19 protein-coding genes are annotated in these 22,028 nt (G+C 43.5%); 5 read left to right on the top strand and 14 right to left on the bottom strand.

Features of this window, described 5'->3' with window-relative positions:
* Window positions 1-39: 39 nt before the first annotated feature.
* Window positions 40-1,272: an ROK family transcriptional regulator gene (locus EJ419_RS05790; RefSeq protein ID WP_131284549.1), complete on the top strand. Its 1,233-nt coding sequence runs from the start codon at window positions 40-42 to the stop codon at window positions 1,270-1,272.
* A gap of 102 nt (window positions 1,273-1,374) precedes the next feature.
* Here the strand turns inward: EJ419_RS05790 and EJ419_RS05785 are convergent, their stop codons facing one another.
* From EJ419_RS05785 to EJ419_RS05755, 8 genes are all read right to left on the bottom strand, one after another.
* The gene (locus EJ419_RS05785; RefSeq protein ID WP_205668836.1) at window positions 1,375-2,436 is read right to left on the bottom strand and encodes an aldo/keto reductase; all 1,062 of its coding nucleotides are present in this window, start codon (window positions 2,434-2,436) and stop codon (window positions 1,375-1,377) included.
* Window positions 2,437-2,617: 181 nt separating this feature from the next.
* The gene (locus EJ419_RS08400) at window positions 2,618-2,929 is read right to left on the bottom strand and encodes an aldo/keto reductase (RefSeq protein WP_205668835.1); all 312 of its coding nucleotides are present in this window, start codon (window positions 2,927-2,929) and stop codon (window positions 2,618-2,620) included.
* The gene (locus tag EJ419_RS05780; protein WP_205668834.1) at window positions 2,881-3,489 is read right to left on the bottom strand and encodes an aldo/keto reductase; all 609 of its coding nucleotides are present in this window, start codon (window positions 3,487-3,489) and stop codon (window positions 2,881-2,883) included. Before EJ419_RS05780 ends, EJ419_RS08400 begins: the two co-directional genes overlap by 49 nt.
* Before the next feature lie 150 nt (window positions 3,490-3,639).
* Window positions 3,640-4,509 carry an aldo/keto reductase gene (locus EJ419_RS05775; RefSeq protein WP_240680356.1) on the bottom strand — a complete coding sequence of 290 codons (870 nt, stop codon included), beginning with the start codon at window positions 4,507-4,509 and terminating at the stop codon, window positions 3,640-3,642.
* 18 nt (window positions 4,510-4,527) lie between these two features.
* Window positions 4,528-5,400: an alpha/beta hydrolase gene (locus EJ419_RS05770; RefSeq protein WP_131284547.1), complete on the bottom strand. Its 873-nt coding sequence runs from the start codon at window positions 5,398-5,400 to the stop codon at window positions 4,528-4,530.
* A 38-nt stretch (window positions 5,401-5,438) separates the two neighbouring features.
* The gene (locus tag EJ419_RS05765) at window positions 5,439-6,332 is read right to left on the bottom strand and encodes an alpha/beta hydrolase (RefSeq protein WP_205668833.1); all 894 of its coding nucleotides are present in this window, start codon (window positions 6,330-6,332) and stop codon (window positions 5,439-5,441) included.
* Between the two features lie 37 nt (window positions 6,333-6,369).
* Window positions 6,370-7,140 (bottom strand): flavodoxin family protein, encoded by a 771-nt coding sequence (locus EJ419_RS05760; RefSeq protein WP_131284545.1) that lies wholly within the window; start codon window positions 7,138-7,140, stop codon window positions 6,370-6,372.
* Window positions 7,141-7,347: 207 nt separating this feature from the next.
* A complete protein-coding gene (locus EJ419_RS05755; RefSeq protein ID WP_131284543.1) occupies window positions 7,348-8,934 on the bottom strand; it encodes an aminopeptidase P family protein in 1,587 nt (528 codons plus the stop codon).
* Between the two features lie 643 nt (window positions 8,935-9,577).
* On the opposite strand from EJ419_RS05755, the gene EJ419_RS05750 reads away from it, so the two are divergent.
* Both EJ419_RS05750 and EJ419_RS05745 read left to right on the top strand, forming a co-directional pair.
* A complete protein-coding gene (locus tag EJ419_RS05750) occupies window positions 9,578-11,095 on the top strand; it encodes a bifunctional folylpolyglutamate synthase/dihydrofolate synthase (protein WP_131284541.1) in 1,518 nt (505 codons plus the stop codon).
* Window positions 11,096-11,141: 46 nt separating this feature from the next.
* Window positions 11,142-14,867, top strand: a complete 3,726-nt coding sequence (locus EJ419_RS05745) for an AAA family ATPase (RefSeq protein ID WP_131284539.1) — start codon at window positions 11,142-11,144, stop codon at window positions 14,865-14,867.
* 210 nt (window positions 14,868-15,077) lie between these two features.
* On the opposite strand, the gene EJ419_RS05740 is transcribed toward EJ419_RS05745, so the two are convergent.
* Complete coding sequence (locus tag EJ419_RS05740) at window positions 15,078-16,556, bottom strand: UDP-N-acetylmuramoyl-L-alanyl-D-glutamate--2,6-diaminopimelate ligase (RefSeq protein ID WP_131284537.1); 1,479 nt, start codon at window positions 16,554-16,556, stop codon at window positions 15,078-15,080.
* Window positions 16,556-17,335, bottom strand: coding sequence for an exonuclease domain-containing protein (locus tag EJ419_RS05735; protein ID WP_131284535.1), 780 nt, complete (start codon window positions 17,333-17,335; stop codon window positions 16,556-16,558). Before EJ419_RS05735 ends, EJ419_RS05740 begins: the two co-directional genes overlap by 1 nt.
* A gap of 30 nt (window positions 17,336-17,365) precedes the next feature.
* Here EJ419_RS05735 and EJ419_RS05730 point away from each other — a divergent pair, with 30 nt between their 5' ends.
* Window positions 17,366-17,953 (top strand): sigma-70 family RNA polymerase sigma factor, encoded by a 588-nt coding sequence (locus EJ419_RS05730; RefSeq protein WP_131284533.1) that lies wholly within the window; start codon window positions 17,366-17,368, stop codon window positions 17,951-17,953.
* A gap of 97 nt (window positions 17,954-18,050) precedes the next feature.
* Window positions 18,051-18,347: a hypothetical protein gene (locus tag EJ419_RS05725; protein WP_131284531.1), complete on the top strand. Its 297-nt coding sequence runs from the start codon at window positions 18,051-18,053 to the stop codon at window positions 18,345-18,347.
* Window positions 18,348-18,497: 150 nt separating this feature from the next.
* Here the strand turns inward: EJ419_RS05725 and EJ419_RS08560 are convergent, their stop codons facing one another.
* The 4 genes from EJ419_RS08560 to EJ419_RS05710 all read right to left on the bottom strand — a co-directional run bounded on the left by EJ419_RS08560 (window position 18,498) and on the right by EJ419_RS05710 (window position 21,999).
* Window positions 18,498-18,572, bottom strand: a complete 75-nt coding sequence (locus EJ419_RS08560) for a 50S ribosomal protein bL37 (protein ID WP_420836913.1) — start codon at window positions 18,570-18,572, stop codon at window positions 18,498-18,500.
* 168 nt (window positions 18,573-18,740) lie between these two features.
* Complete coding sequence (locus EJ419_RS05720) at window positions 18,741-19,700, bottom strand: aldose 1-epimerase family protein (protein ID WP_131284529.1); 960 nt, start codon at window positions 19,698-19,700, stop codon at window positions 18,741-18,743.
* An 86-nt stretch (window positions 19,701-19,786) separates the two neighbouring features.
* Window positions 19,787-20,317 carry a Cys-tRNA(Pro) deacylase gene (gene ybaK / locus EJ419_RS05715; RefSeq protein ID WP_131284527.1) on the bottom strand — a complete coding sequence of 177 codons (531 nt, stop codon included), beginning with the start codon at window positions 20,315-20,317 and terminating at the stop codon, window positions 19,787-19,789.
* Window positions 20,318-20,442: 125 nt separating this feature from the next.
* Entirely contained in the window at window positions 20,443-21,999 is a 1,557-nt protein-coding gene (locus EJ419_RS05710) for a glycoside hydrolase family 32 protein (RefSeq protein ID WP_131284525.1), read from the bottom strand.
* Between the last annotated feature and the right edge of the window lie 29 nt (window positions 22,000-22,028).

The following is a 22,028-nucleotide window of genomic DNA, read 5'->3' as shown; positions in this document are numbered from 1 at the left end:
TATTCCATAGTATCATTACTAGTGTTCAGGGAGGCGAAAATGCCACGACAAAAGGCACTTAATCAGGAAAATTTGAGAGCACACAACATTGGAGTTGTGCTAGCCGCGATTTTGAGGAGCTCACAACCAGTAAGTCGAGCTGATATATCGCGAATGACGGGAATGACAAAGGCAGCTATTTCCATTATTGTCGCTGATCTCATTGATCGTGAAATCATACGAGAGGGAAGTCCTCTTCAGCTTGCGAGTACTGGTAAACCGAGCAATCCCTTGGAATTTGTGGATGGAAAATGGTTAGGACTCGGCGTTCAGATACATACTGATGGGTATGGGTTTATTATTCAAGATTTTAATGGTCATGTTGTCGCTAACCAGTGGATTAGTGATGATAATGACCTGAGCAATCCTCGCCGAGTATTCGATAAGCTTGATGAATTGATTTCTCCTATCGTACATAAAATATCCAAGAAGAACCATGTAATCGGTGGTGGACTGGCTATTCCAGGTATGGTAACGCGAGACGGATTGTTGGTTAACGCTCCAAATCTGGGGTGGAGTAACGTCAATTTAGTGGAAGAACCTTTTGTACAGAAGTTCTCACTCACGCCACTTAATGAAGCGAATCTTGCTGCTATTGCTCAAATTCCTGGATATGCACGTGTTATTCACGATGATATATCGAGTGAAAATCAGCTTACTGCCGGTGCTTCCTTTATCTATATATCTACAGATGTAGGTATCGGCGGTGCATACATTGATACAGGCAATATCGTATACGGTGATTACGGAACCGCTGGTGAAATCGGTCATGTATCAGTGGAAATGAATGGTCCTCTATGCCGTTGTGGTAGGAGAGGCTGTATGGAACTGTATGCGGGACGACATGCAGTTCTCACAAATGCTGGTGCTCCAGATGCTCGTAAATTCAGTGCCTCAGATAGCTATCAGTACATTACGGAAAATCTTTCCTCGCCGAAAACTCGCGAAGCGCTCAAACAGGCAACTCGTGCCATGGCAAGTGCAATAGTTTCAACCATTAATATCGTGGACATTACACATGTCATCATTGGGGGATTTTGGACACATTTTGGGCAGGCATGGTTAGACGAATTACGCCAAGAAATTTCTAGTCAGCTCAATTCAGTTCATAAACAAAGCATTATTATTGAGTTCCCAACTATTGATGACCATGCAGCTGTGCATGGTGCAGCTGAGTTTGGGCTTCGACATCTTATAGATGACGTGGATAAATTCCTGTATGAGAGTGCATAAAGTTTGAAACTCAAATTGCACATATAAAATAAAGATGGTGGCTGCTTCGAAAATATTGCGAAGTAGCCACCAGTAGTTGAAGTGTAGCAAATACAGTAAAATTTACTCATTCAACCGCATAAATGCCTGTCCCATCTGGTCATAATTAATATTGAAATAACGTCCGCTTTCACCCTGATCTAAACCGCGAATTTGATTCATCTCAGAGTCAGATAATTCAAAATCAAAAATATTGAGATTTTCTCGAATATGGTCAGGATTATTAGATCCCGGTACTGCACTCACACCTTCTTGCATCAGCCAACGCAAGATTACTTGAGGAACTGTCTTATTATGAGAGCGTGCGATAGAAGCTAACGTTGAATTATTGAGCAAAGTCGAATCTGCATGACCAAGCGGATACCATGCCTCGACCTGTAGATTATTTTTCTTCGCAAGTTCTCGAGTTTGCGTGCGCTGAGCGAGTGGATGCATTTCAATCTGCAAAGCCTGAGGCTTTATTGTTGCATTATTCATAACGTCATTAAAAGCATTCATGTTATTGTCAAAATTGCTAATGCCGATTGCTCGAACTTTACCCTCACGAACAGCATTTTCAACTGCGCGATATGCAGCCATGTAATCTCCGGTTGGGTGGTGCAGATATAACAAATCAATGTAATCAACTTGCAAACGCTTAAGCATATCGTCAATTGCTTGTGCCGCGTTAGCGTAATCACTAGGCCACAGTTTGCTCGTTAACCAAATTTCGTTACGAGGGACTCCGCTTTCTTTAATGCCTTCTCCGACGCCTGTCTCATTGTAATATCCATGAGCGGTATCCAAATGTCGATATCCCGCTTTCAACGCAGCGATAACAGACTCACGTGAAGTATTGTTAAGACGCTGACGTCCAGCTTGGCTACTGTCTGATTCAAGTGATTGAATCTGAGTACCAAGACCGAGTTGGGGCATCTGGGTCTCATTGTTGAGAGTGAGTAACGGAACATCTGCTACAGACTTAATATCGCTTACCGCAGAAGGTTTTTGACTATCAGGAACTTCCTGTGAAACCGTCGTATTCGAAGCTGATGAATTTGTTTGTGTCGTTGTATTACATGCGACTAGGGTGAAAGCTGCTAATAAAGCAATAGCCGATGTAATGATTTTTTTCATATGGGGCATGAGACTTCTATCCTTAAGTTTTGTTAATTTGCTTAAGTCTTGTGTGGAATACGAAAAGTGGTGGCGTTATTCATATTTAGCAACGCCACCACAAGATAGTTATATTATGCGATACGCAAACTGTATAAAAGAGCGTATATGATGCGCTGTTTTAAGAATTTACGATTTCGACTTTTACGATTTAGTCGTTTGCATGAATATCGTAAGAATTAAGCAAACGTTCACCAACGCCTGGCGCATCAGGATCATGGGAGCCGAAGCCTTTATCCAGAGCGCGGATTGCTTCCATTTCTTGCTCTGTCAGCTCAAAATCAAAGATATCCTTATTTGAAGCCATGCGAGTCTTCTTTGTAGACTTTGGAAGAACGATAATTCCTTCTTGGTTTTCAAAGCGAAGAATAATCTGACCCGCATCCTTACCATACTTTTGAGCAAGTTCAGTAATTACAGGCTCATCAAAGAGTGAACGATACCCTGGCCAAGTGGTGCCCATGCTTCAATGCGTACATTAAGAGGTTCGAGAATTTCACGCAAAGGCTTCTGCTGGAAGTAAGGGTTGAATTCAACCTGGTTGACAGCAGGAATAACATTAAATTGTGGAACGAAACGATTCCAGTAATTTGGCGTGAAGTTAGATACGCCGATAGACTTAATCTTTCCCTCTGCTTGTGCTTCCTCGAGAGCCTTCCAAGCGCCTTCCACTTCACCATATGGTTGGTGGAGAAGATAAAGATCGAGATACTCAAGGCCCATCTTCTCAAGAGTAGCATCAATTGTCTTCTTAGCGGTTTCGTAAGGGAAGTCTTGAATCCACAACTTGCTTGTTACAAAGATTTCCTCGCGTGGAATTCCAGAATCCTTAATTGCTTCGCCAACTTCCTTCTCGTTGAAGTAAGCCTGTGCGGTATCGATATGACGATATCCTACTTCGAGAGCTTCCTTAACAGCTGTATATGTGGATCCATCAGCTGGGATAAGGAAGACTCCGAAACCAATTGCTGGGATAGTATTGCCATCGTTAAGGCGGATTGATTGTGAAGTTGCTTCAGTCATTTTTTCTCCTATGCTTTTATCGGATAATTAAATATTAGAACACTATCGATTAGTTTTGTGTAAAAACATTCACGAGACTATACAAGTTGCGTATGAGAGTATACATCCATCGAATGCTCGACTACACGATAGGTAAAAGGATGGTTTTATCTATCGTTTCAACTGCGGTTGAGCGTTGAAATCAGGTCGAGCAAGTCCAATGAGACGGCGCACAATTCGTGGCATTCCTGCGAGCTCTTTATCTCGGTCGAGTGTACCAATTAAAGCTATCTCATCATCGGTAAGATCGAAGTCGAAGATATCAAGGTTCTTATCGATATGGCTTAGATTTTTTGATCCTGGAATAACGATATGTCCCGATTGAACATGCCAACGCAAAATAATCTGAACCACGCTCTTGCTATATTTCTGTGCTAGTGCTGTCAATATCGGCTCAGCAAATAACTCTGGGCTGCCTGATCCCAATGGGTACCATGCTTCAAGAGCAATATTGTTTGTCTTCATGAATTCTTTTAATTCACGCTGTTGGAAGTATGGGTGGCATTCCACCTGATTGACAACAGGAACTACATCTGTTGACTCCAAGAGCTTCTCTAAATCTTTTTGTGTGAAATTTGAAACTCCGATAGCGCGAACTTTCCCCTCGTCAATAGCTTCTTCAAGTGCTCTCCAAGCTTGATTAATAGCACCAACTGGTTGATGAAGTAATACGAGATCGAGATAATCCACCCCTAGACGGTTTAAGCTTGCATCTATGGCTTCTTTCGCTTTAGCGAACGAAAAACTACTTGGCCATAACTTTGTTGTAAGAAAAACGTCTGTCCTGTGGATTTCGGACTCTTTAATCGCGCGTCCAACAGCTTTTTCATTCATATAGATGTTGGCAGTATCAATGAGTCTATAACCCGTATCAAGTGCATGCTTGACTGAGCGCTGAGCATCGTCAGGGGATATGCGATACGTTCCTATACCAAGCTGGGGGATAGATATACCGTTATTAAGTTCAATGGTGTCCATCATGTACCTCTCGATTTAAAGTTATATGTCTTTCCAAAATGCGCCCAGAGCATTGTACGTGTAGTCGCATAATGCAGCGTAATCGTGGGATGCTCCCTGTCTTACTCGAAAGAATAAGTTATCCTCCAATCTAAAGGTATCAGGTTCTAGCTGTGAAAGACTATTTATTTGCTCTCGGAATGAAGAATAAGCAAAGTCGTTAGTACCAGATAATGCGTAAATAATGAACTCATCGTTGACTCTATGAGCTAAACGTGCAAGCGTATGAGCAGAAGCGGAGATGCTACCACTCATTGGGTTGAAATAGGCAAAATAGTCTAGAGCGTATTCAAATGTGCGCCATGTATTGACTGAGCCCATAGAAAATCCACTAAAAGCACGGTATTTACGAGAAGCTTTAAGGTCTTCAGGACTTGTTGAAGAAGCATACATACTGTACGTCGACTCAACTGCGGGAATGAGATCGTTGATCAATTCGTTGTGATACCGTTCTGTCAGCTCTATGGCGAGATTGAAATCGCTACTATCTTGCTCGCTGGTGTTATTGTACGTAAGATTTACGATAATCATGGGGACGATGTCGTGGTTCTCGATTGCATGATCAATGATGAATTTGAATGGTCGAGGGGAATGAGGAGTACCCATAATTGTTGTCTCATTTGACCATCCACCATGGCTGACATAGACAATAGGATATTTCTTTTCAGGTGTATACCCATATGGCAGATAAACTATTGCTCGCTTATTTATTGGCTTGGGGTTGGAAGATTCGTACGAAAAAGATTCATACGTCGTATAATCTAAAATTTCAAGACGGCCTGATTTATACCTTGAACTATCGGTAGCGGCAAGATAAGAATTAGGTATATTTTTGAGTTGAAGAGATAATGGCATAAAGTTGAATCCTTTACATAAAGATTAATGTGCTGTATTTAAATTGCTGTATCTAAATTGTCCATCCAGAAGTTAATAGCTAAGTCAATCCATCCTTGTGCCGCGGTATCTTCACCTAAGCCGAATCCGTGTCCTAGTCCGTTGTAGACGAGACAATCTGCGGGAATTGAGTATGTTGAGAGTTTACGTGTGCGTTCTTGCATAACACGATAATCAGCTATCCAATCAGACGTACCTACTATTGAAATTGTGGGAGGCTCGGTGCCATAAACTTCAGATAAACCTGTGTACTCCATAACGACAGTACTTGGTTGGGCGGTGCGAGGCTCGTCAAAAGCTTGAGTTCCTAAACTGCCAAGCCATGCGGAAAGTCTTGCGCCAGCTGAGCCTCCCCATAATGAATACCCAGTCATATCAATTTCTAATTCGTTTGCGTGCTCATGCAAGAATACGATGGCTCGTGCTAAATCGCGACTTCCAGTGCGCGCGCCAGGACGATAGATAAGAGCAAAAGCATTAAATCCTTGCTCAGCTAAATACTGACAATGAGGAAAGCTATCTTGTATGGCTCCTACATACTGGAATGCGCCACCGGCACTGACGATAGCTGTCTTATGATTTTTCTTCCCCTTAAAAAACACCAGTCCTGTATTTCTTTTACTTGGATCTTGTTTCTGCTCTTGCGCAGTGTAGATATCAAAGAAGATTTCTTGTCCCTGAGATGCTCGTGTACGCAGCTCGTTAAAAATACTCACAGTGCGCTCAGTACGTGTGTACGTGCTATACCAAGGAAGATTTTGTGACAACTGCTTGAGAGTAGACGAACTACTCATATGTAGATCGATTGGTAAAAGCCTATGAGCGAAACCAGAAAATTCCGGTGTACTGTATATTTGCGATAACGTAGTATCAGCACTGAAAATTGTTGACATATAAACTTTTCTTTACCTCACAAGTATTTATTAATAGTTATTTACTAATAGTGTTGAACCACTGACGTAGTGAAGAATCAGCTTCATTAACACGGTTTCCCTGAATCTGATACGCATCAGTAATCTTGACTTGAGAACCTTGGGATTGAAGGATAGATTGAATTCGTTCTACACTAGATCCCAAACCGTAGCTACCGTTTGTAGAAAATGGAGCAATAGTTTTCCCATCAAGCTGCTTACCGTACTGCTCCAAGAAACTTGCAACTGGTTCTGCAAGAGTCATACCCCAGATAGGATATCCAAGGTAGACTGTTTTATACTGTGAAAGATCTGGGATATCAACATTGAGCGTTGGGTTATTTTCCTCTTCGCGCTCGCGATTTGCGCGCTGCACAGTCTGACCGTAATCAGGACTGTAATTCTCAGAAACTGTCAGCTCTATGACGTCGGCTTTTGAGAGCGCCTGAACCTTACTTGCAAGTAACTCTGTCGAACCAGAGCGTGAGAAGTAAATGATAATGCTATCGGCATCTCGCGTGAGAATGCGTGTAGGAGCGTTCTTGCTATTTGTATCCTTGCCATCCGAGCGCGTGCCGAGGCTGCGATTCCACTGTTCATCTGATAATCCCACTTGTGGAGCATCTATCTTGTTTGGGTCCATCGCGCTTTGGCTAATTGATGAACTTTCAGATGTTGATGTCTGAGAAGCAGATGAGGTTGTTTGACTGTTATTAGGGGAGCATGCTGCTGCGAAAAGTAATGTGGTTATAAGAGCTGCTGTAGTAATTGTTTTCTTGATGTTATTCATGGTTAATCTTTCCTATACATTTTGAATATGTAAGAAAGATTAATCGAAGATGGTGTGTAGCTTAGCTATTTCGCGCGATATAAGTATGCGAAATATGAAAAGGTCACTACGGTATATGAATACCCTAGTGACCAAAAAATTCTTCTATAGGAATAGATGGGGCAGTAGTCCTTGTATTGATTATCTGCGAAATACTAACAGTACATACTACTTACGTGCTGCTTGAGCCATCCATTCCTCGACATCGTCAATTTCCTTTGGAATGTCAATTGAGAGCCATTCTGGACCGTTCTCGGTCATGAGGACGTCATCCTCGATACGAATACCTACTCCGCGGAATTCTTCAGGAACGAGCATGTCGTTTTCCTTGAAGTATAGGCCAGGTTCGATAGTGAAAATCATTCCAGGCTCAATCTTCGCTCCTTGATATGACTCATAACGAGCCTGAGAGCAATCATGAACATCAAGACCTAAATGATGAGCAACGCCGCATGCATGCCAACGACGATGCTGCTGACCTTCAGGGCTGAGTGACTCTTCAACGCTTACAGGCAAAATACCCCATTCGTGCATAGCCTCAGCGAGAACGCGCATACACGCATGATGAATATCAGAGTAAGTAGCGCCGACCTTTGCTGCTTCAAAACCAGCTTGTTGTGCCTTCAAAACGACAGAATACAGTTCTCTTTGAAGAGGTGTGAATTTACCATTGGTAGGGAAAGTTCGTGTGATATCAGCGGTATACAAGGAATCAACTTCCACACCTGCGTCGATAAGCAAAAGTTCGCCATCATTTATAGTTCCCGTATTACGCATCCAATGCAAAGTAGGGGCGTGAGCGCCGGAAGCAACGATAGTGCCGTAGCCTTCAGCGTTACCTTGTTCACGAGCATTTGCATTGAAACGACCTTCAAGGATACGTTCGCCGCGTTCTTTGCCACGTGCTTCAGGAAGAGCTTCAAGCATACGCGTAAAACCTTCGTGTGTAGCTGCGATAGCTTTACGCATTTCGTTGATTTCGAACTCATCCTTAATCATGCGAGCTTCAGATGCAAATTCGTAGAATTTACTATCGTCGCTTTCACATGCGTCAGGATTGCCAAAACCGTTTGCAGAGCGAATCTCATCGACAGTAGTAGTAATCTCTGGATCAATATTCCGAATAATACGAACGCGAATAGCACCTTCCTCAGTGCCCACATCCTTAGCCAAAGCATCATTAAGACCAGCAATATCAGCTGTCTCAATACCTGTCATGGTCTTAATCCCCTCAAGACCCGGTCGGCGACCTACCCAGTACTCGCCATACGCCGCAGAGCGATAGTAATCTTGGGTGCTTTGATCACTACGTGGGTGAAGGTAGATAACAGGGGTGTGGGTCTTGCCCATAGCCGCTTGTGCGCTTCCTGGCGCTACAGGATTCAAAACGAGCACTGCGCCTGCCTCATAATCTTGACCAAGACCAGTGTAGTATGCGAAAGCTGTATCAGGACGGAATGCATAATCGCAGTCATCATTACGCACTTTTGCTTGACCTGCTGGAATAACTAGGCGTTCACCTGGGAAACGCTTTCCAAGCTCCTCAAGACGTCGTTCTGTATATGAACTTGACTCAAGTGGGCGAATATCGGCAGTTTCCTCGCCCCAGCCTGAAAGCATGAAATCAGAGAAAGTGGTGGACTGAGGACGAAGTGTACGATTATGAGAACGATTTGCCATTGAATCAGATGCATCCGCTTCAGCGCGGGTCTGTGGCTCGTTTGTTTCTGGGGTGTTTTCGGTATGTGAAACCATGGAATAAGCTCCTTGAGCGCTAATGGATCCAGTAATAAATGATGACTTCACTTTAAGCCTTACTCATGACTTTATTGCAGTTTCATTCAGGGGAAAATGAATGGATAATTGGGGCGTAAAGCATGGCAGTAATACTGAAATAATGAAAAGTAACATGCGATTGGGGATCGCTAGCTCCTAAGTGCAATACAAGAATGAAATGCATGTTTTGTAATTTATGATGAGCAGTGATTGATAGCTGGTGCAGAAAAGTGTAGGGGTATTGACAGCGAACACAGAGCAGTTCACACGGTACAGCTGGTGTTGCATCGGACTATGCCAGTAAACGATGAAACTGCGCAAGCAGGCGCTGAACAACGCCAGCAAACGATGAATATCGTCAACTTGAACAAAATACAGTCGGCTTGCACGTAACACAGCCAGCTTGAACAGATTACAGCCATCTTGCGCGAAACGAATGTAGAAATGCGCTTAACAATTGAAGAACAGGAGAATTTGCTGAGAAATTCTTGAAAAGAATTACCTAATGAGATGCATGTTTAAACGCAAGCACGAAATCCATACGATAGGTCATGATTTCGAGGAGAAAATAAAGGCCAAACCGTTCAATTCTCAGTCCTTGATACTGCATAAAATAAGGCGTATGTCTTATGAGGTACCAGAATCTGAAAATCTTACATTGGCTGAAGTATATCGCGAAATAATGTCGCGTGCACCTGAGCACGATTTTGACCCAAGTCTAACTCGAATGCAAAGAGTTTTAGATTACTTAGGACATCCAGAGCAATCCTTTAGGGTTATTCATGTTACAGGTACGAATGGCAAGGGTTCTACCTCTCGTATGGCGGAAGCAATATGCCGCGCGTATGGCTTAAGAACGGGTCTTTATACATCGCCTCATGTGGAATCAGTAACTGAGCGAATTGCAATTGATGGTCAGCATATAAGTGATGATGCTTTTATTGATACGTGGCTACAAGTCAAAGACTTTATTGATATCGTCGACCGTGAGAGCCAGGAAAATAATGAACCTCGTATGAGTTTCTTTGAGGTTTTGACTACTATGGCGATTTGGGCTTTTGCAGATGCGCCAGTAGATGTAGCCATTGTTGAAGTGGGCATGGGCGGACGTTGGGATGCAACCAATGTGTTGGATGGTGATGCAGTGGTTATAGGCCCAGTTGATATGGATCATATGCAGTGGCTTGGCGATACTGTTGAGGAGATTGCCCAAGAAAAAGCTGGAATCATTAAGCCAAATTCTACTGTTATTATTGGCGCTCAGCCTCATGCACAAGTAAGTGATCTACTAGTGGAGGAAGCTCAGGAGGTGGGTGCTCAGGCAATTGTGCGTGACGGAGTTGAAGCCGAGATCACCTCACGTGCTAATGCGGTGGGCGGGCAAGTCGTCAGCTTTACTACACCTCAGGGTATGTATGATCAGATTCCTGTTGCTATGTTTGGTGAGCATCAGGCACATAACGCATTAGCAGCATTGTGCGCTGCTGAAGCAGTTATTCCTGTCAGTGGACAGCTCGATACCGATATCATTGCGCAGGCTCTGAGCGGTGTGAAGATTCCAGGTCGTATCGAAGTAATTAGACGTTCTCCAACCATCATTATTGATGGCGGACACAATGAAAACGCTGTTACTGCTTTGCGTAATGCGTTGGAAGATAACTTCGACTTTAATGATCTTGTGGGCGTTGTTTCCATGATGAAGGACAAAGAGGTTGAAACTGTTCTTGGCATAATGGAACCAGTTTTGTCTCAAATCGTAGTAACTGAAAACTCATGGAGTTCACGAGTTATGCCAGTAGAGGATCTTGAAAAAATTGCTGTCAGCGTTTTCGGACCTGATCGTGTAATTCGTGCGGATTCCATGCCAGATGCAATTCAAGCAGCGGTTGATGCCGTTGATTCGCGAGACGAATTAGGCATTGGTTATGGTCATGGAATTATTATTTTCGGTAGCTTTGTTACTGCTGGGGATGCGCGAATCTTACTGAAGGAACGCCATAATTCTGAGCTGAAGAATTCAAAAGAAGACCGAGCTGCAGGAATTGACACGCAATTTACGCAAGATACTGGTGTTATCGATGATGAGACGATTGACGATATGCCAGATGATATGTCTGACGATTCTTCTGATCTCAGCTGAGATTTTGATGACTACGAGCGATTATAAGCGAGGATAAGTATACAGGATGTACGTTAAAGAGCTCACCATTCGTGGATTTAAATCATTTGCGAATGCTACAACTTTACGATTCGAACCAGGTGTTACTGCGATTGTAGGACCAAATGGTTCTGGTAAATCTAATGTTGTTGACGCGCTCGCATGGGTTATGGGTGAGCAAGGTGCAAAGAGTCTTCGCGGTACCTCTATGGAAGATGTTATTTTTGCCGGTACATCTACACGTGCTCCACTTGGTCGAGCTCAAGTAAGTCTGACAATCGATAATACTGATGGAACGCTCAATATTGATTATTCTGAAGTGACTATTAGCCGCACAATTTTCCGTAATGGGGGATCGGAATATGCGATTAATGGCTCTCCAGTGAGATTATTGGATGTGCAAGAATTACTCTCAGATACAGGTCTGGGAGCCCATATGCATGTGGTTGTAGGTCAGGGGCGGCTTGATTCAATTTTGCGTGCAACTCCAGCAGATAATCGTGCGTTTATTGAAGAAGCTGCGGGAATTTTAAAGCACAGAAAGCGCAAGGAACGCGCGCTACGAAAACTTCAGTCTACTGTAGAAAATGTCGAGCGACTTGATGATTTGCTTGGAGAAATACAAAGACAGTTGGGGCCTCTTCGTCGTCAGGCAAGAATTAGTCGCCGTGCTGATAATATTCAGGTCATTATTCGCGATGCGACGAGTAGGCTACTTGCCGATGATGCGAAAAAATTAATGATTCAACGAGATGATATTCGCCGAGATTTAGTGAGCACTCGTGAACAGCTTCAAAAAGCTCAACGTGAATTGACTTCTACTAAGCTCGAAATTGAACGCTTAGAATCACTTGCTGGTCAATCAAGCCCGGCTATCGACGCGGTTAATCAAACGTATCATCGCATGGCACAAATTCAAGAGCGTCTAAAAGCACTGTCAGCACTTGCGTTAGAACGAGAAAATTCTTGGCGTAGTCAAATCGTAACTATGACAGGAGATAACCCGGACTTACTCAATGCTCGAGCTGATGAACTTGAAGGTCAGCAGCAAGAAGCTCATAATAATGCAGATGAGGCACGATTAGCTTTCGACAAAGCGACTCAAGACCGCGCACGTATCGAACAAGACTTAGCAGCACATCGCCAAATGATGACCCAATTGCGAAAATCAGCACAAGAGCAAGAAAGTCACAAGGCTAAACTTCGCGAAACGATAGCACGGCAAGAAGCACAAATTCAAGGTTTAGAGACACGTATTCACGATTTAGAGCAACAAAAACTGAGCTACGACAAATCACGTACGGATGCTCAAAATCGACTCGATACTTTGCAGCAGGATTCAGGACAAAGTATCGAGAATCTTGACGAGCAAAGAGAGAAAGCCCAGTCGGATTTGGCTTCTATTCGATCTCAACGCGAGGAAGCAGAAGCGCAAATTCGTGAAATAGATAATACGATTATCTCTCTACGGGCAAAGGCAGACGCGTTAAGTGATACCTTGGAAGCTCGTAGCTCTTCTGGAGACTTGGAACGTAGCCCTGTTACAACGCTTGGAAATCTTGCCGATTATATTCATATCGAAGAGGGTTGGGAAGAAGCAATTGCAAAAGCCTTAGGGCAATTCGCTAGTGCGGTTGTGGTTCCTGACAGCGAATCGCGAAATCTTGCAATGGATATAGCGCATGATGAGCGCATGGGGCGCGCGATAGTTATTTATCCGACAGATATGGCACGTATGACGGTAGAGGACCTCACAGATACTGATAGTACAGTGCTTAACGCAGCTTCAGTTATCTCTGTAAATCCTGCTATTGATTCTGACAGGCGGAATACAGCAGAAGGTATCGTTCGATCTTTGCAAACACTACTATGCGATGTTGCGCTCGTGCACAAGCGCAGTGAAGCGGCACGCGTGATAAACGATTCACGAATTTGTACTGTAATGACACAAGATGGTGATACTTTCACCGCTGTGGGAGCTATCGGCGGTATCTCGAAGAATCCAAGTGATTTGAGTTTGACAGCTCGACGCGATAAAGCATTATCACAGGTCAAAGAATTGAGCTTGCAAGTCGAAACTCTCAAAAATGATAAAGCAGCTATCGACGCCCGATACGATGATGCTCGTACAGCTTTAGGGGCTATTCAGACAGCTATAACGGAGAATCGTGTGCTTATACAGCAGCGAGACAATGATATTAAGGCTGCGCAATCTAGTGTGGAAAGTTTGCTTCGTCGTATTGATGATATTGATGAGCAAATTTCATCTTTGCAGGCACAGAGCCGGACGCAAACGGCAACTTTAGAAGATTTGCATCATCAGCTTGAGATTGCTGAACAAGCTCAGAATGCACAAGTTGATATGGAATCTCTTGTCAATCGAGAACAGAGCTTAGACAAAGAATTGGCACATGCGCGTGAAGAAGAAGTTTCAGCTCGACTAACATGGAATAATACTTCACAACGAGCTCAGTCTTTGGAAAGACAAGTAACACTACTGCGCTCGCAAGCTAAGCAAGCTGCTGAGCATCGTGCGCGCGTTGCGGTACAAAATGAAGAGCGTACGAGAAAAGCTCAAAAAGCACATAGTGTGGCCAAACGAGCTGAACGGTACGCTCAAGAGATGGATACTCATATCGGCAGAGTTCTTCATCACAGAGACGAACTTCAAGCAGAAGCCTCTTTGCATAATGAAGAGCTTACAAAGTTAAGAAGTCTTCGAAAAGAGCAAGAACCAATTGTTAGTTCGCTGACTCAGAGTGAGCATGAGCTTGATGTTGCCCGAGAGCGCATTGCTACACAATATGGGCAAATTAGTCAGCGTATTGTCGACGAATTGGGAAGCAGTATCGAGACTGTTATCGAACGATTCGGACCAGATAATCCAGTTCCTGTCTTTGACGATGACGGACAGCTTATCCCATTGAATGATAGTGAACAAAGCTCGCATGGGGAAATATATGCGGACAGAGCTAACTCAGATTCGGATTTGGATTCAAATTCCGATTCTGATTCGGCGAATAATTCTACCTCTGATAATTCTGCTGATTTATCAATGTTCAAAACTGAAGTCTACAATCGCGATCGTGAGCAGAAGAAGCTTGATAAAGCAAAGCGTGATTTGGTTGCATTGGGTAAGGTTAATCCGTTAGCAACTGAAGAATATGATGCACTGCAAACACGCTTTAAGTACCTTAGCGAGCAGCGCACGGACGTGGTCACTTCTCGAGATGATTTATTGGGATTAATCAAAGACCTCGATAGTACCATGATTGAAGTCTTCCATTCCGCTTTTGAAGACACAGCGGCTGCCTTCCAGAAAGTATTTGCTACTTTATTCCCGGGGGGTACTGGAAAATTACGTCTGGAAGATCCTGATAATCTGCTTGAAACTGGTGTCATCGTTGAAGCAAGTCCTGCTGGAAAACGCGTCAAGCAATTATCTCTTCTCTCCGGTGGTGAGCGTAGTTTGACTGCATTAGCCTTGCTCTTTGCGATTTTTACAGCTCGTCCTAGCCCGTTCTACATTATGGATGAGGTCGAAGCTGCACTCGATGATATTAATTTGACACGGTTGCTTAATGCGATTAATGATTTGCGCGAGCATGCGCAGCTTATTATCATCACTCACCAGCAGCGCACGATGAGCATTGCTGATGTACTTTATGGCGTGACTATGCGTTCGGATGGTGTTACGGCAGTGGTATCTCAAAAACTTAAGCAGGGTAGTGCGCTTGATGAGATAGCTGAGTAAGAAGCTCTACATGCATAAGAGAGTGGGCTAATTGCAGTGGGTAAGTAGGTCTTCGAATAGCTAAAGTGAAGATGTACGAAGCAAAACTTACAGAAGTAATCCCATATTAAAAGTGTGGTGCAGAAGGCTTATTTATTCCATCTGCACCACACAGTATCTACCACTACGTAAGTGGCTTACAAGCACCGTAATGAGTCTAAAATTTTATTTCTAGCCAAGCATACGAGTAACAATTGCATCGTCACCTTCGTAGTCGACATGCTTATTATGAACTTTAATCCAGTGTTCGTTACCCTTTCCGATGACTAGAACCACATCAAAACCATCTCGACTGATAGCATCTGAAAGTGCTGTCGTTACCGCTTGTAATCGGTCGATAATTATTTCATGCTTGATGCTTTCATTAGTTACAGCATGATCCATTTGCTGGCATATGTCTTCTACCGGTTCCGTATCTGTGTCATCTGCCGTAAAAATAAATCTGTTGATTCTATCTTGTGCAGCGTGAACTATTTCTTCACGACGATTGACACCTTTATTGCCTGCAGAACCGGTGACTACAGTGATATAAGGATTACGCTGACCATATGTCGATTCGACGAAGTCTAACAGGGTAGAAGTGCTTATACCGTTATGTGCAAAATCAACAACCGCTATAATTGATGCATCTTGTGGCGTAGAGTTTGATGGAATGAAGACTTCCATACGCCCTGAGATCTTGACGGAATTAATAGCTTCAATACTGTCACTATCAGAAGGTACACCAGCCAATTGTGCCAATCTTATCGCTACAGCTGCATTAGCATAATTAAATTCACCAGGAATAGCAAGATGGACACGAGAGCGGTCGATATCTTGTGCACTTACAAAATATGCTGGAATATGAGCCTGAACAATGTCGGCGTCAATAACATCTCGGTGTGCGATGTCTGCAGAACATACAAGAGCATCGCTATGAGAAATAATTTGGCGTTTACATGCAAAATAGTCTTCAAAACTTGGATGCTCGATAGGGCTAATGTGATCAGGAGAAATGTTCAAGAACGCGCCAATATTAAATCGTAAATTGAATACACGATCAACTTTGTATGCTTGCGATGACACTTCAATAACTGCATGAGTTAGACCATTATCTACTGCTTGGCGAAGCATGCGATACAAGTCTAAAGACTCTGGAGTTGTTAGTTGTGATTCCTCAGCATGGACTCCATCTATACAATTGCTGACAGAAGAAATAAGCGCTGCTTTATGCGTGAAATAATCGTTAAGAATTGCATGCGTAAAGAACGCAGTAGTACTCTTTCCCTTGGTGCCCGTAATGCCAATAGTTGTAAGCAGTCTCTCAGGATGACCATAAAATTCTTGAGCAATTACAACCAGAGCTTTTCTTGTATCGGTAACGATAATACCTTTAGCTGATTGCTTGGAAGATACGCTAAACTCATGATCTGCCACGTAATAAGTCAATCCGCGAGATACAGCATCACACATGTAAGCATCTTTAAAGTTTCCCTTACATATGAGCAAAGATGTGGATGTCACATCATTGCTTGAATATGTGATGGAATCGAAGCTGAAAGAATCTAGCGCACATGTGGCCTGATTGATGGCATTGTACGATCCACTATGTTCCAATAGATTAAAATTATCGAGAACATCGATGACACGCTTGAGAGTAATCTGTGGCATCACAACCAGCTTCCTTGAATAAGTGAACGACCTTGTGTTTTTAAGTATTCATTAAAATTGTCTTTCCAGCTAGTGTAACTTTCGCGTTGGAAAGACATGAGATTTTCAAGTCTAATAGATGCGGCTTGAGGATACAAACGCGTGATAGGTTCAATGAGATCTACAGCAGCAGTAGTATCAGCTACGGCATTATGGAAATTCCCATGAGGCTGCACACCATAATAGAAGGTAGTATCAATAAGTTTGCGTGAACCTGTACGCTTGCTTACTGCTCGATCAATAACAAGAGGGTCAACGATGAGCAGCTCGCGCTCAGTGGTGCTTAAGAAATTATCGACATCATTATCGCGCATTAATGTATCTAATGGAGCTGAACCAATTTTCTTCAAATCGGCGTTCAACATCGATACATCAAAAGGCGCGTTGTAAGCCAATAATGGAATATTTTTGAGCTGTGCGGCAACGATTATTTCCGAAATCTCGGTAATAGCAACTTCTTGATCCATACCATGTTCAGTCAGATATTCAGTGGTAAATCCATTAACCCGTGAAGCCATAGGATTCATAGGTATACGAGGATTAATCTCCCAATAACTTGTGATATCTGCTTCATAACCTGTGGCGGGGTTGCGCAAAACAAGACAAGCAGAAACAATAGCATCTTTCCCATAAGTTGTCCCTGTAGTCTCCGTATCGAAGCCGAGTAGATAGCTCTTCGAAAGGGGACAATCCATACTTTGTGTGGGAATTATGCTCAGAGTGTCCAATAATTGCGTCATGCGTATTATTATCATGCAACAATAAGACCTATGACAATGAACGAGCGACGCAAACAGTTCGAGAAGCAAGCTATGCCTATCGTAGATCAGCTTTATCGTTTTGCGATGAAACTGACAAATAACCCTGATGATGCGCAAGACTTGGTACAAGACACGTTCGAGCGTGGATTCAAAAATTACGATTCGTTTGAGCAGGGTACGAATTTTGCGGCATGGATGACAACGATTGAAAGAAACTTGTATTTCAATCAATACAACAAGTCCAAGCGTCGCCCGCAACGGGCAAATACGAGCACAGGAGAATATGACGACTGGGATATTTATGCGGCGTCTGAACATTCTTCCGAAGAATTAAAATCCGCGGAGCAAACGTTTATGGATAGCTTTGCTCCGTCAGAAATTCTCACAGCATTAGATAATTTGTCGCCTGAGCGACGAGAAGTATTTATCTCGGCTGCTATTGATGGTAAAAGTTATGCTCAAATTGCGGCTGAGCAGGGGATAAAAATCGGGACAGTTATGAGCAGATTGAACCGTGCGCGTTCCCAGCTAAAAAAGGAACTAGAAAAGTATGCGCAAGAACGAGGATTTAGCTCAGCGCAACCTGACAAGAAATAAGTCCGAGTTTTATGCCGAGTGAGAAAGCTCTGACAATACTGCAATAAAAGGTATGCGAGATAAGTTATAGAAGATAGGGAAATATTCTGGGGGAAATATGAGTAGCTATGTACGACAAAATCGTGTAGTTAAGGTATCACGAAATTATAATTGCGGTGCTTCTGTACGCGTTAATAGGTATACACACGTGGATATAGAAAATTATTCGGACGCGACACAGACATGTACACGAATCTCTTATGAGACGATTTCTGCTTGCTTTGATCCTGAGACAAGCTGTGATAAAAGTGAACGTGAGATTATTAAGGCAATTAAGGATTGCTTGCGTCCAGAGAACGCTCCCGAGGCTCTATATGAGCGCCTTCGTGAGTGCATGGACTGTTTGTGTGATTAATTCGTTTCTGATGAGCGAGCAGATGAGCTGATTATTATGTATGTGTGTGTCGTTATATAAATCAATTGAATCAATATATAAAAGCAAAAGGGATTTCCTCATACGAGGAAATCCCTTTTAAGTATTGCTACTGAAATTAATCAGTGAGGCTTAAGTATTTGGCCTCTTGCCGTGATTTGCAGCCTTCTTACGGCGCTCACGACGCATGCGTCCACGCTTACCCATGGTAAACTCCTTTAGCTTGAAAATTACCTTATAGAGTATCTCACATGCACCAGACGGGGAGCAAATGATGTCTCTATTTCGCGATTTGCGCATATGCGTACGAGTGACTTAATGCGTAAAATAAGACCGCACATTCTTCCCGTACAATATGTGGCAATTGAGTACCTATTAATTTATTTGACGCGTGCTGTAGCGTAAGTTCGTTACGCTGCTTTCGCCTGGCTTAATGACGATTAAGTCTTTGCCACTTCGGAATGCGTTTGCATAAGCTGTTTGTGGTTCTACCGCAACACCAGCCGGTTTCTTTGCGCTATCCCAGCCATACCCGTTGCATACCTGGAATGATGTGACTGTTTCGTCTCCCGTGATAGTAACTTCTATACCGTCAGGGCGGGTAAAGATAGCGGAGACATTACCGTCTGCATCATGGTCAAGATCTGTCCATGCATCATCAAAGGACTGATCACCTATAGGATCGCCATTGCGCAAATCATAACGAGTCCCTTCCACAGGTTCAAGGCCAACAGGAAGAAGACGATCGTTAACCTGAACATGTGTACTGGCTGGAATAGTCAGACGGCATGCACCATTATCGGCATCCATCTCTTCAGTCGTTTCACTGTGACGACCATTTGCAAGCCAAGGATGAGTAGCCAAAGCCCATGGAGCATTAGTTGATCCGTTATTATAAGCATCAATTGTGATGCTTAATCCAGTTTCAGAATCAAGGCTATAAGTGACAGTTACAAATACGTCAAATGGGTAACATGCCAAATTTGGTGTACGCCAAGTAAGCGTTACGCTGTGCGAAGTGAGTGCTTCTAACTTCCATGCGGTACGATAGCCAAGTCCATGGATGGAATTGTTGCGCTCATGTTCGTCAATAGGGAAGCGGTATGTGTGGCCCTCAAATTCATATTCTCCATCCTCGATACGATTAGGGTAAGGGATGAGAATCTGTCCACTACATGCAGATACAGGACCATGCGGGTTGAATGGAACGGTAATCTCTTTACCGGCCCATTCGAGACGCTCTAATCCTGCACCCTGTTCAGTAACGATTGCAGTATATTCGCCCGCGTGTATCGTGTATTCATTTCCCACCCATGGAGGAAGAATGCGAGTCATAATTACCTTCTTTGCTTCTTATGAATGCTCAATATTTTCTTGTTGACTACTGGTGTCGCCATTTACTCAGTAAAGGGTTCTACTCTTTACCTTGGGTGGCTTCCTTCAGCAGCAATAGGTGCAATTTTAGCATCAAGTAGGTCGATAAGGTCAAGCGGGTTGAGTCCGATACTCAAACCTCGACGGCCTCCCGAAACGAGAATCTCTTCAAATTCTAAGGCGCTTTCGTCAATAACTGTTGGATGAGAAATTTTTTGCCCAAAAGGAGAAATTCCTCCTACCACATACCCTGTCTGACGTTCAGCTACCTGTGGAGTAGCCATTTGTGCTTTTTTGACCCCGCAAGCGGCAGCTGCGGCTTTAAGATTAAGGTGACCGGTGACAGGAACAATGCATGTAGCTAAATCGTGTCCTGGACGCTCACCAATATCTATAAGAAGAGTTTTAAAAATTTGCTCAGACTGTACATCAAGCTGAGCAGCACCTTCAAGACCAAAACCTTCCTCCATATGGTCTGAATTATGCTCGTATGTGTATGTGGTGAATTCACAATGCGCATCCGTGACGAATTGAAGTGCAGCAGTTGCTGCAGTTGATGATTCTTTCTTTCTCTTCATACTTGGTACGATACTCACTGAGCTGAATATTGTGATAGTTGGGGCAACAGAAGAAACGCGAGATATAAAATTGGGTCTGACGTCGTGACGTGTCAGACCCAATAGAGTGGAAGTTCAATAAATAATTACTCTAATCCAATGGATTTGAGATTATGAAGGCGAACAGTAGAGTAATGGGTTTCACCTGATTCACTCATCAATTCGATTGAGCGAGGTCCTTCACCAGCATAGCTATACGAACTCATCGCCTGCTTGCCGCCGTTAATATATACTTCAACACATCCACGATCAACGTAGATACGTAAATCAAGTTTTCCACTTGCTACCTCAGCGTCGCTGACGGGAGTTGCACGATAACCTCGATCACCTGCATAAGCTGCTTGACGGTCAATGATAACGCGCTGTGTCTGCTGGTCATATGCGATATATGTGTAAGTGCCATCTGGGGTAGCGTGTACCTTTACGCCTGTACGCTCGGCTGTGGTTGTAGACAAATCGATACTTACTTCAAGCTCTACAGCTTCACCGTCTTGTGCAAGAATTCTAGTTTCATTAGCTTTGAGAGGTTCAGTTGATAAGTCTTGAGTATCAATGCGTAAATCTTCCATCTCTCGTACCGGAGCCGTATAGAGATCACCGTCGGAGCCTAAAGTAATTTCGCGAGGAAGAGTTAGGTTTCCGCACCAGCCATCATCGTGCATCGGAATTGGTTCAGCAAATGGGCTCATCCATCCGTAAACAATTTGGCGATGACCATCATTAAAGGATTGTGGAGCATAATAATTATGACCCCAATCCCACAAGCGGAATTCCGTTTCTGGCTTGAATGATTCTCCAGGGGTCCAAGTACCAATCATGTATCCAGCATTGTTGACATTTCGATTCATGTAGCCACTAGCTTTCGTGCCCATAGCTGAGAATCCGATAACCCATTTTTCGTTACCCTGAGCATCCTTAATAGGGAAGAAGTCTGGGCATTCGAGCATAAAGACATTTGGATCAGGATGCTCGAAAAGTACTCGTTCATAATTCCAGTGGACCATATCAGTGGAATTAAATAGCCACATCTGACCGCGTTTTTCCTTAGAAGAAACACCGAAGGTCATATACCATGTGTCGCCGGTCTTCCATACCTTTGGGTCACGATAGTGGTGATCGACCTGATCTAGTGGACAATCAATAATCATGCCTCGCTTAGTAAAGGTATTGAGCGAATCATCATCAGGTTCTGCAAGCATTTGAACTTGCCAATCGCCACCTGTGTTATCTGTACCGTTTGACCAACGGTGACCTGTGTAGTAGAAGCGGATATTGCCGTCATCACCGATAACAGCAGAACCGGAAAAGACACCATGCTTCTCTTCCTCTAAGCTAGGCGCGAATGCAATTGGCTCACGACGCCAATCAATCATGTCGGACGAAGATACATGGCCCCAATGCATTGGTCCCCATTGAGTTCCATATGGGTGAAGCTGGTAAAAGACATGCCAACGACCTTTGTAATAGCAAAGACCATTTGGATCATTAATCCATCCACCATTTGAAGCGATATGGAACTTTGGATACCAGCGGTTATTTCGCTGTGCTTCAAGCTGAGCTACGCCTTGTTCAGCACGCTCGAGTTCAGCGGCATGATTAGCGATGCTGTGAATGACGGGTTCATTAGGGATGAAGGTGGTCATAATTTTCCTTTCAACGATGAGAGAAATGA

Origin of the sequence: Alloscardovia theropitheci (assembly GCF_004332295.1) — a bacterium.
Taxonomy (GTDB): domain Bacteria; phylum Actinomycetota; class Actinomycetes; order Actinomycetales; family Bifidobacteriaceae; genus Alloscardovia; species Alloscardovia theropitheci.
The sequence above is the reverse complement of the archived record's forward strand: the minus strand, read 5'-3'. Positions and strand labels throughout refer to the sequence as shown.

Coding starts and splice junctions, on each gene's coding strand:
- EJ419_RS05790 (WP_131284549.1), top strand. CDS start 40: ATGCCACGACAAAAGGCACTTAATCAGGAAAATTTGAGAGCACACAAC.
- EJ419_RS05785 (WP_205668836.1), bottom strand. CDS start 2,436: ATGCCCCATATGAAAAAAATCATTACATCGGCTATTGCTTTATTAGCA.
- EJ419_RS08400 (WP_205668835.1), bottom strand. CDS start 2,929: ATGGGCACCACTTGGCCAGGGTATCGTTCACTCTTTGATGAGCCTGTA.
- EJ419_RS05780 (WP_205668834.1), bottom strand. CDS start 3,489: ATGACTGAAGCAACTTCACAATCAATCCGCCTTAACGATGGCAATACT.
- EJ419_RS05775 (WP_240680356.1), bottom strand. CDS start 4,509: ATGATGGACACCATTGAACTTAATAACGGTATATCTATCCCCCAGCTT.
- EJ419_RS05770 (WP_131284547.1), bottom strand. CDS start 5,400: ATGCCATTATCTCTTCAACTCAAAAATATACCTAATTCTTATCTTGCC.
- EJ419_RS05765 (WP_205668833.1), bottom strand. CDS start 6,332: ATGTCAACAATTTTCAGTGCTGATACTACGTTATCGCAAATATACAGT.
- EJ419_RS05760 (WP_131284545.1), bottom strand. CDS start 7,140: ATGAATAACATCAAGAAAACAATTACTACAGCAGCTCTTATAACCACA.
- EJ419_RS05755 (WP_131284543.1), bottom strand. CDS start 8,934: ATGGTTTCACATACCGAAAACACCCCAGAAACAAACGAGCCACAGACC.
- EJ419_RS05750 (WP_131284541.1), top strand. CDS start 9,578: ATGTCTTATGAGGTACCAGAATCTGAAAATCTTACATTGGCTGAAGTA.
- EJ419_RS05745 (WP_131284539.1), top strand. CDS start 11,142: ATGTACGTTAAAGAGCTCACCATTCGTGGATTTAAATCATTTGCGAAT.
- EJ419_RS05740 (WP_131284537.1), bottom strand. CDS start 16,556: ATGCCACAGATTACTCTCAAGCGTGTCATCGATGTTCTCGATAATTTT.
- EJ419_RS05735 (WP_131284535.1), bottom strand. CDS start 17,335: ATGACGCAATTATTGGACACTCTGAGCATAATTCCCACACAAAGTATG.
- EJ419_RS05730 (WP_131284533.1), top strand. CDS start 17,366: ATGACAATGAACGAGCGACGCAAACAGTTCGAGAAGCAAGCTATGCCT.
- EJ419_RS05725 (WP_131284531.1), top strand. CDS start 18,051: ATGAGTAGCTATGTACGACAAAATCGTGTAGTTAAGGTATCACGAAAT.
- EJ419_RS05720 (WP_131284529.1), bottom strand. CDS start 19,700: ATGACTCGCATTCTTCCTCCATGGGTGGGAAATGAATACACGATACAC.
- ybaK (WP_131284527.1), bottom strand. CDS start 20,317: ATGAAGAGAAAGAAAGAATCATCAACTGCAGCAACTGCTGCACTTCAA.
- EJ419_RS05710 (WP_131284525.1), bottom strand. CDS start 21,999: ATGACCACCTTCATCCCTAATGAACCCGTCATTCACAGCATCGCTAAT.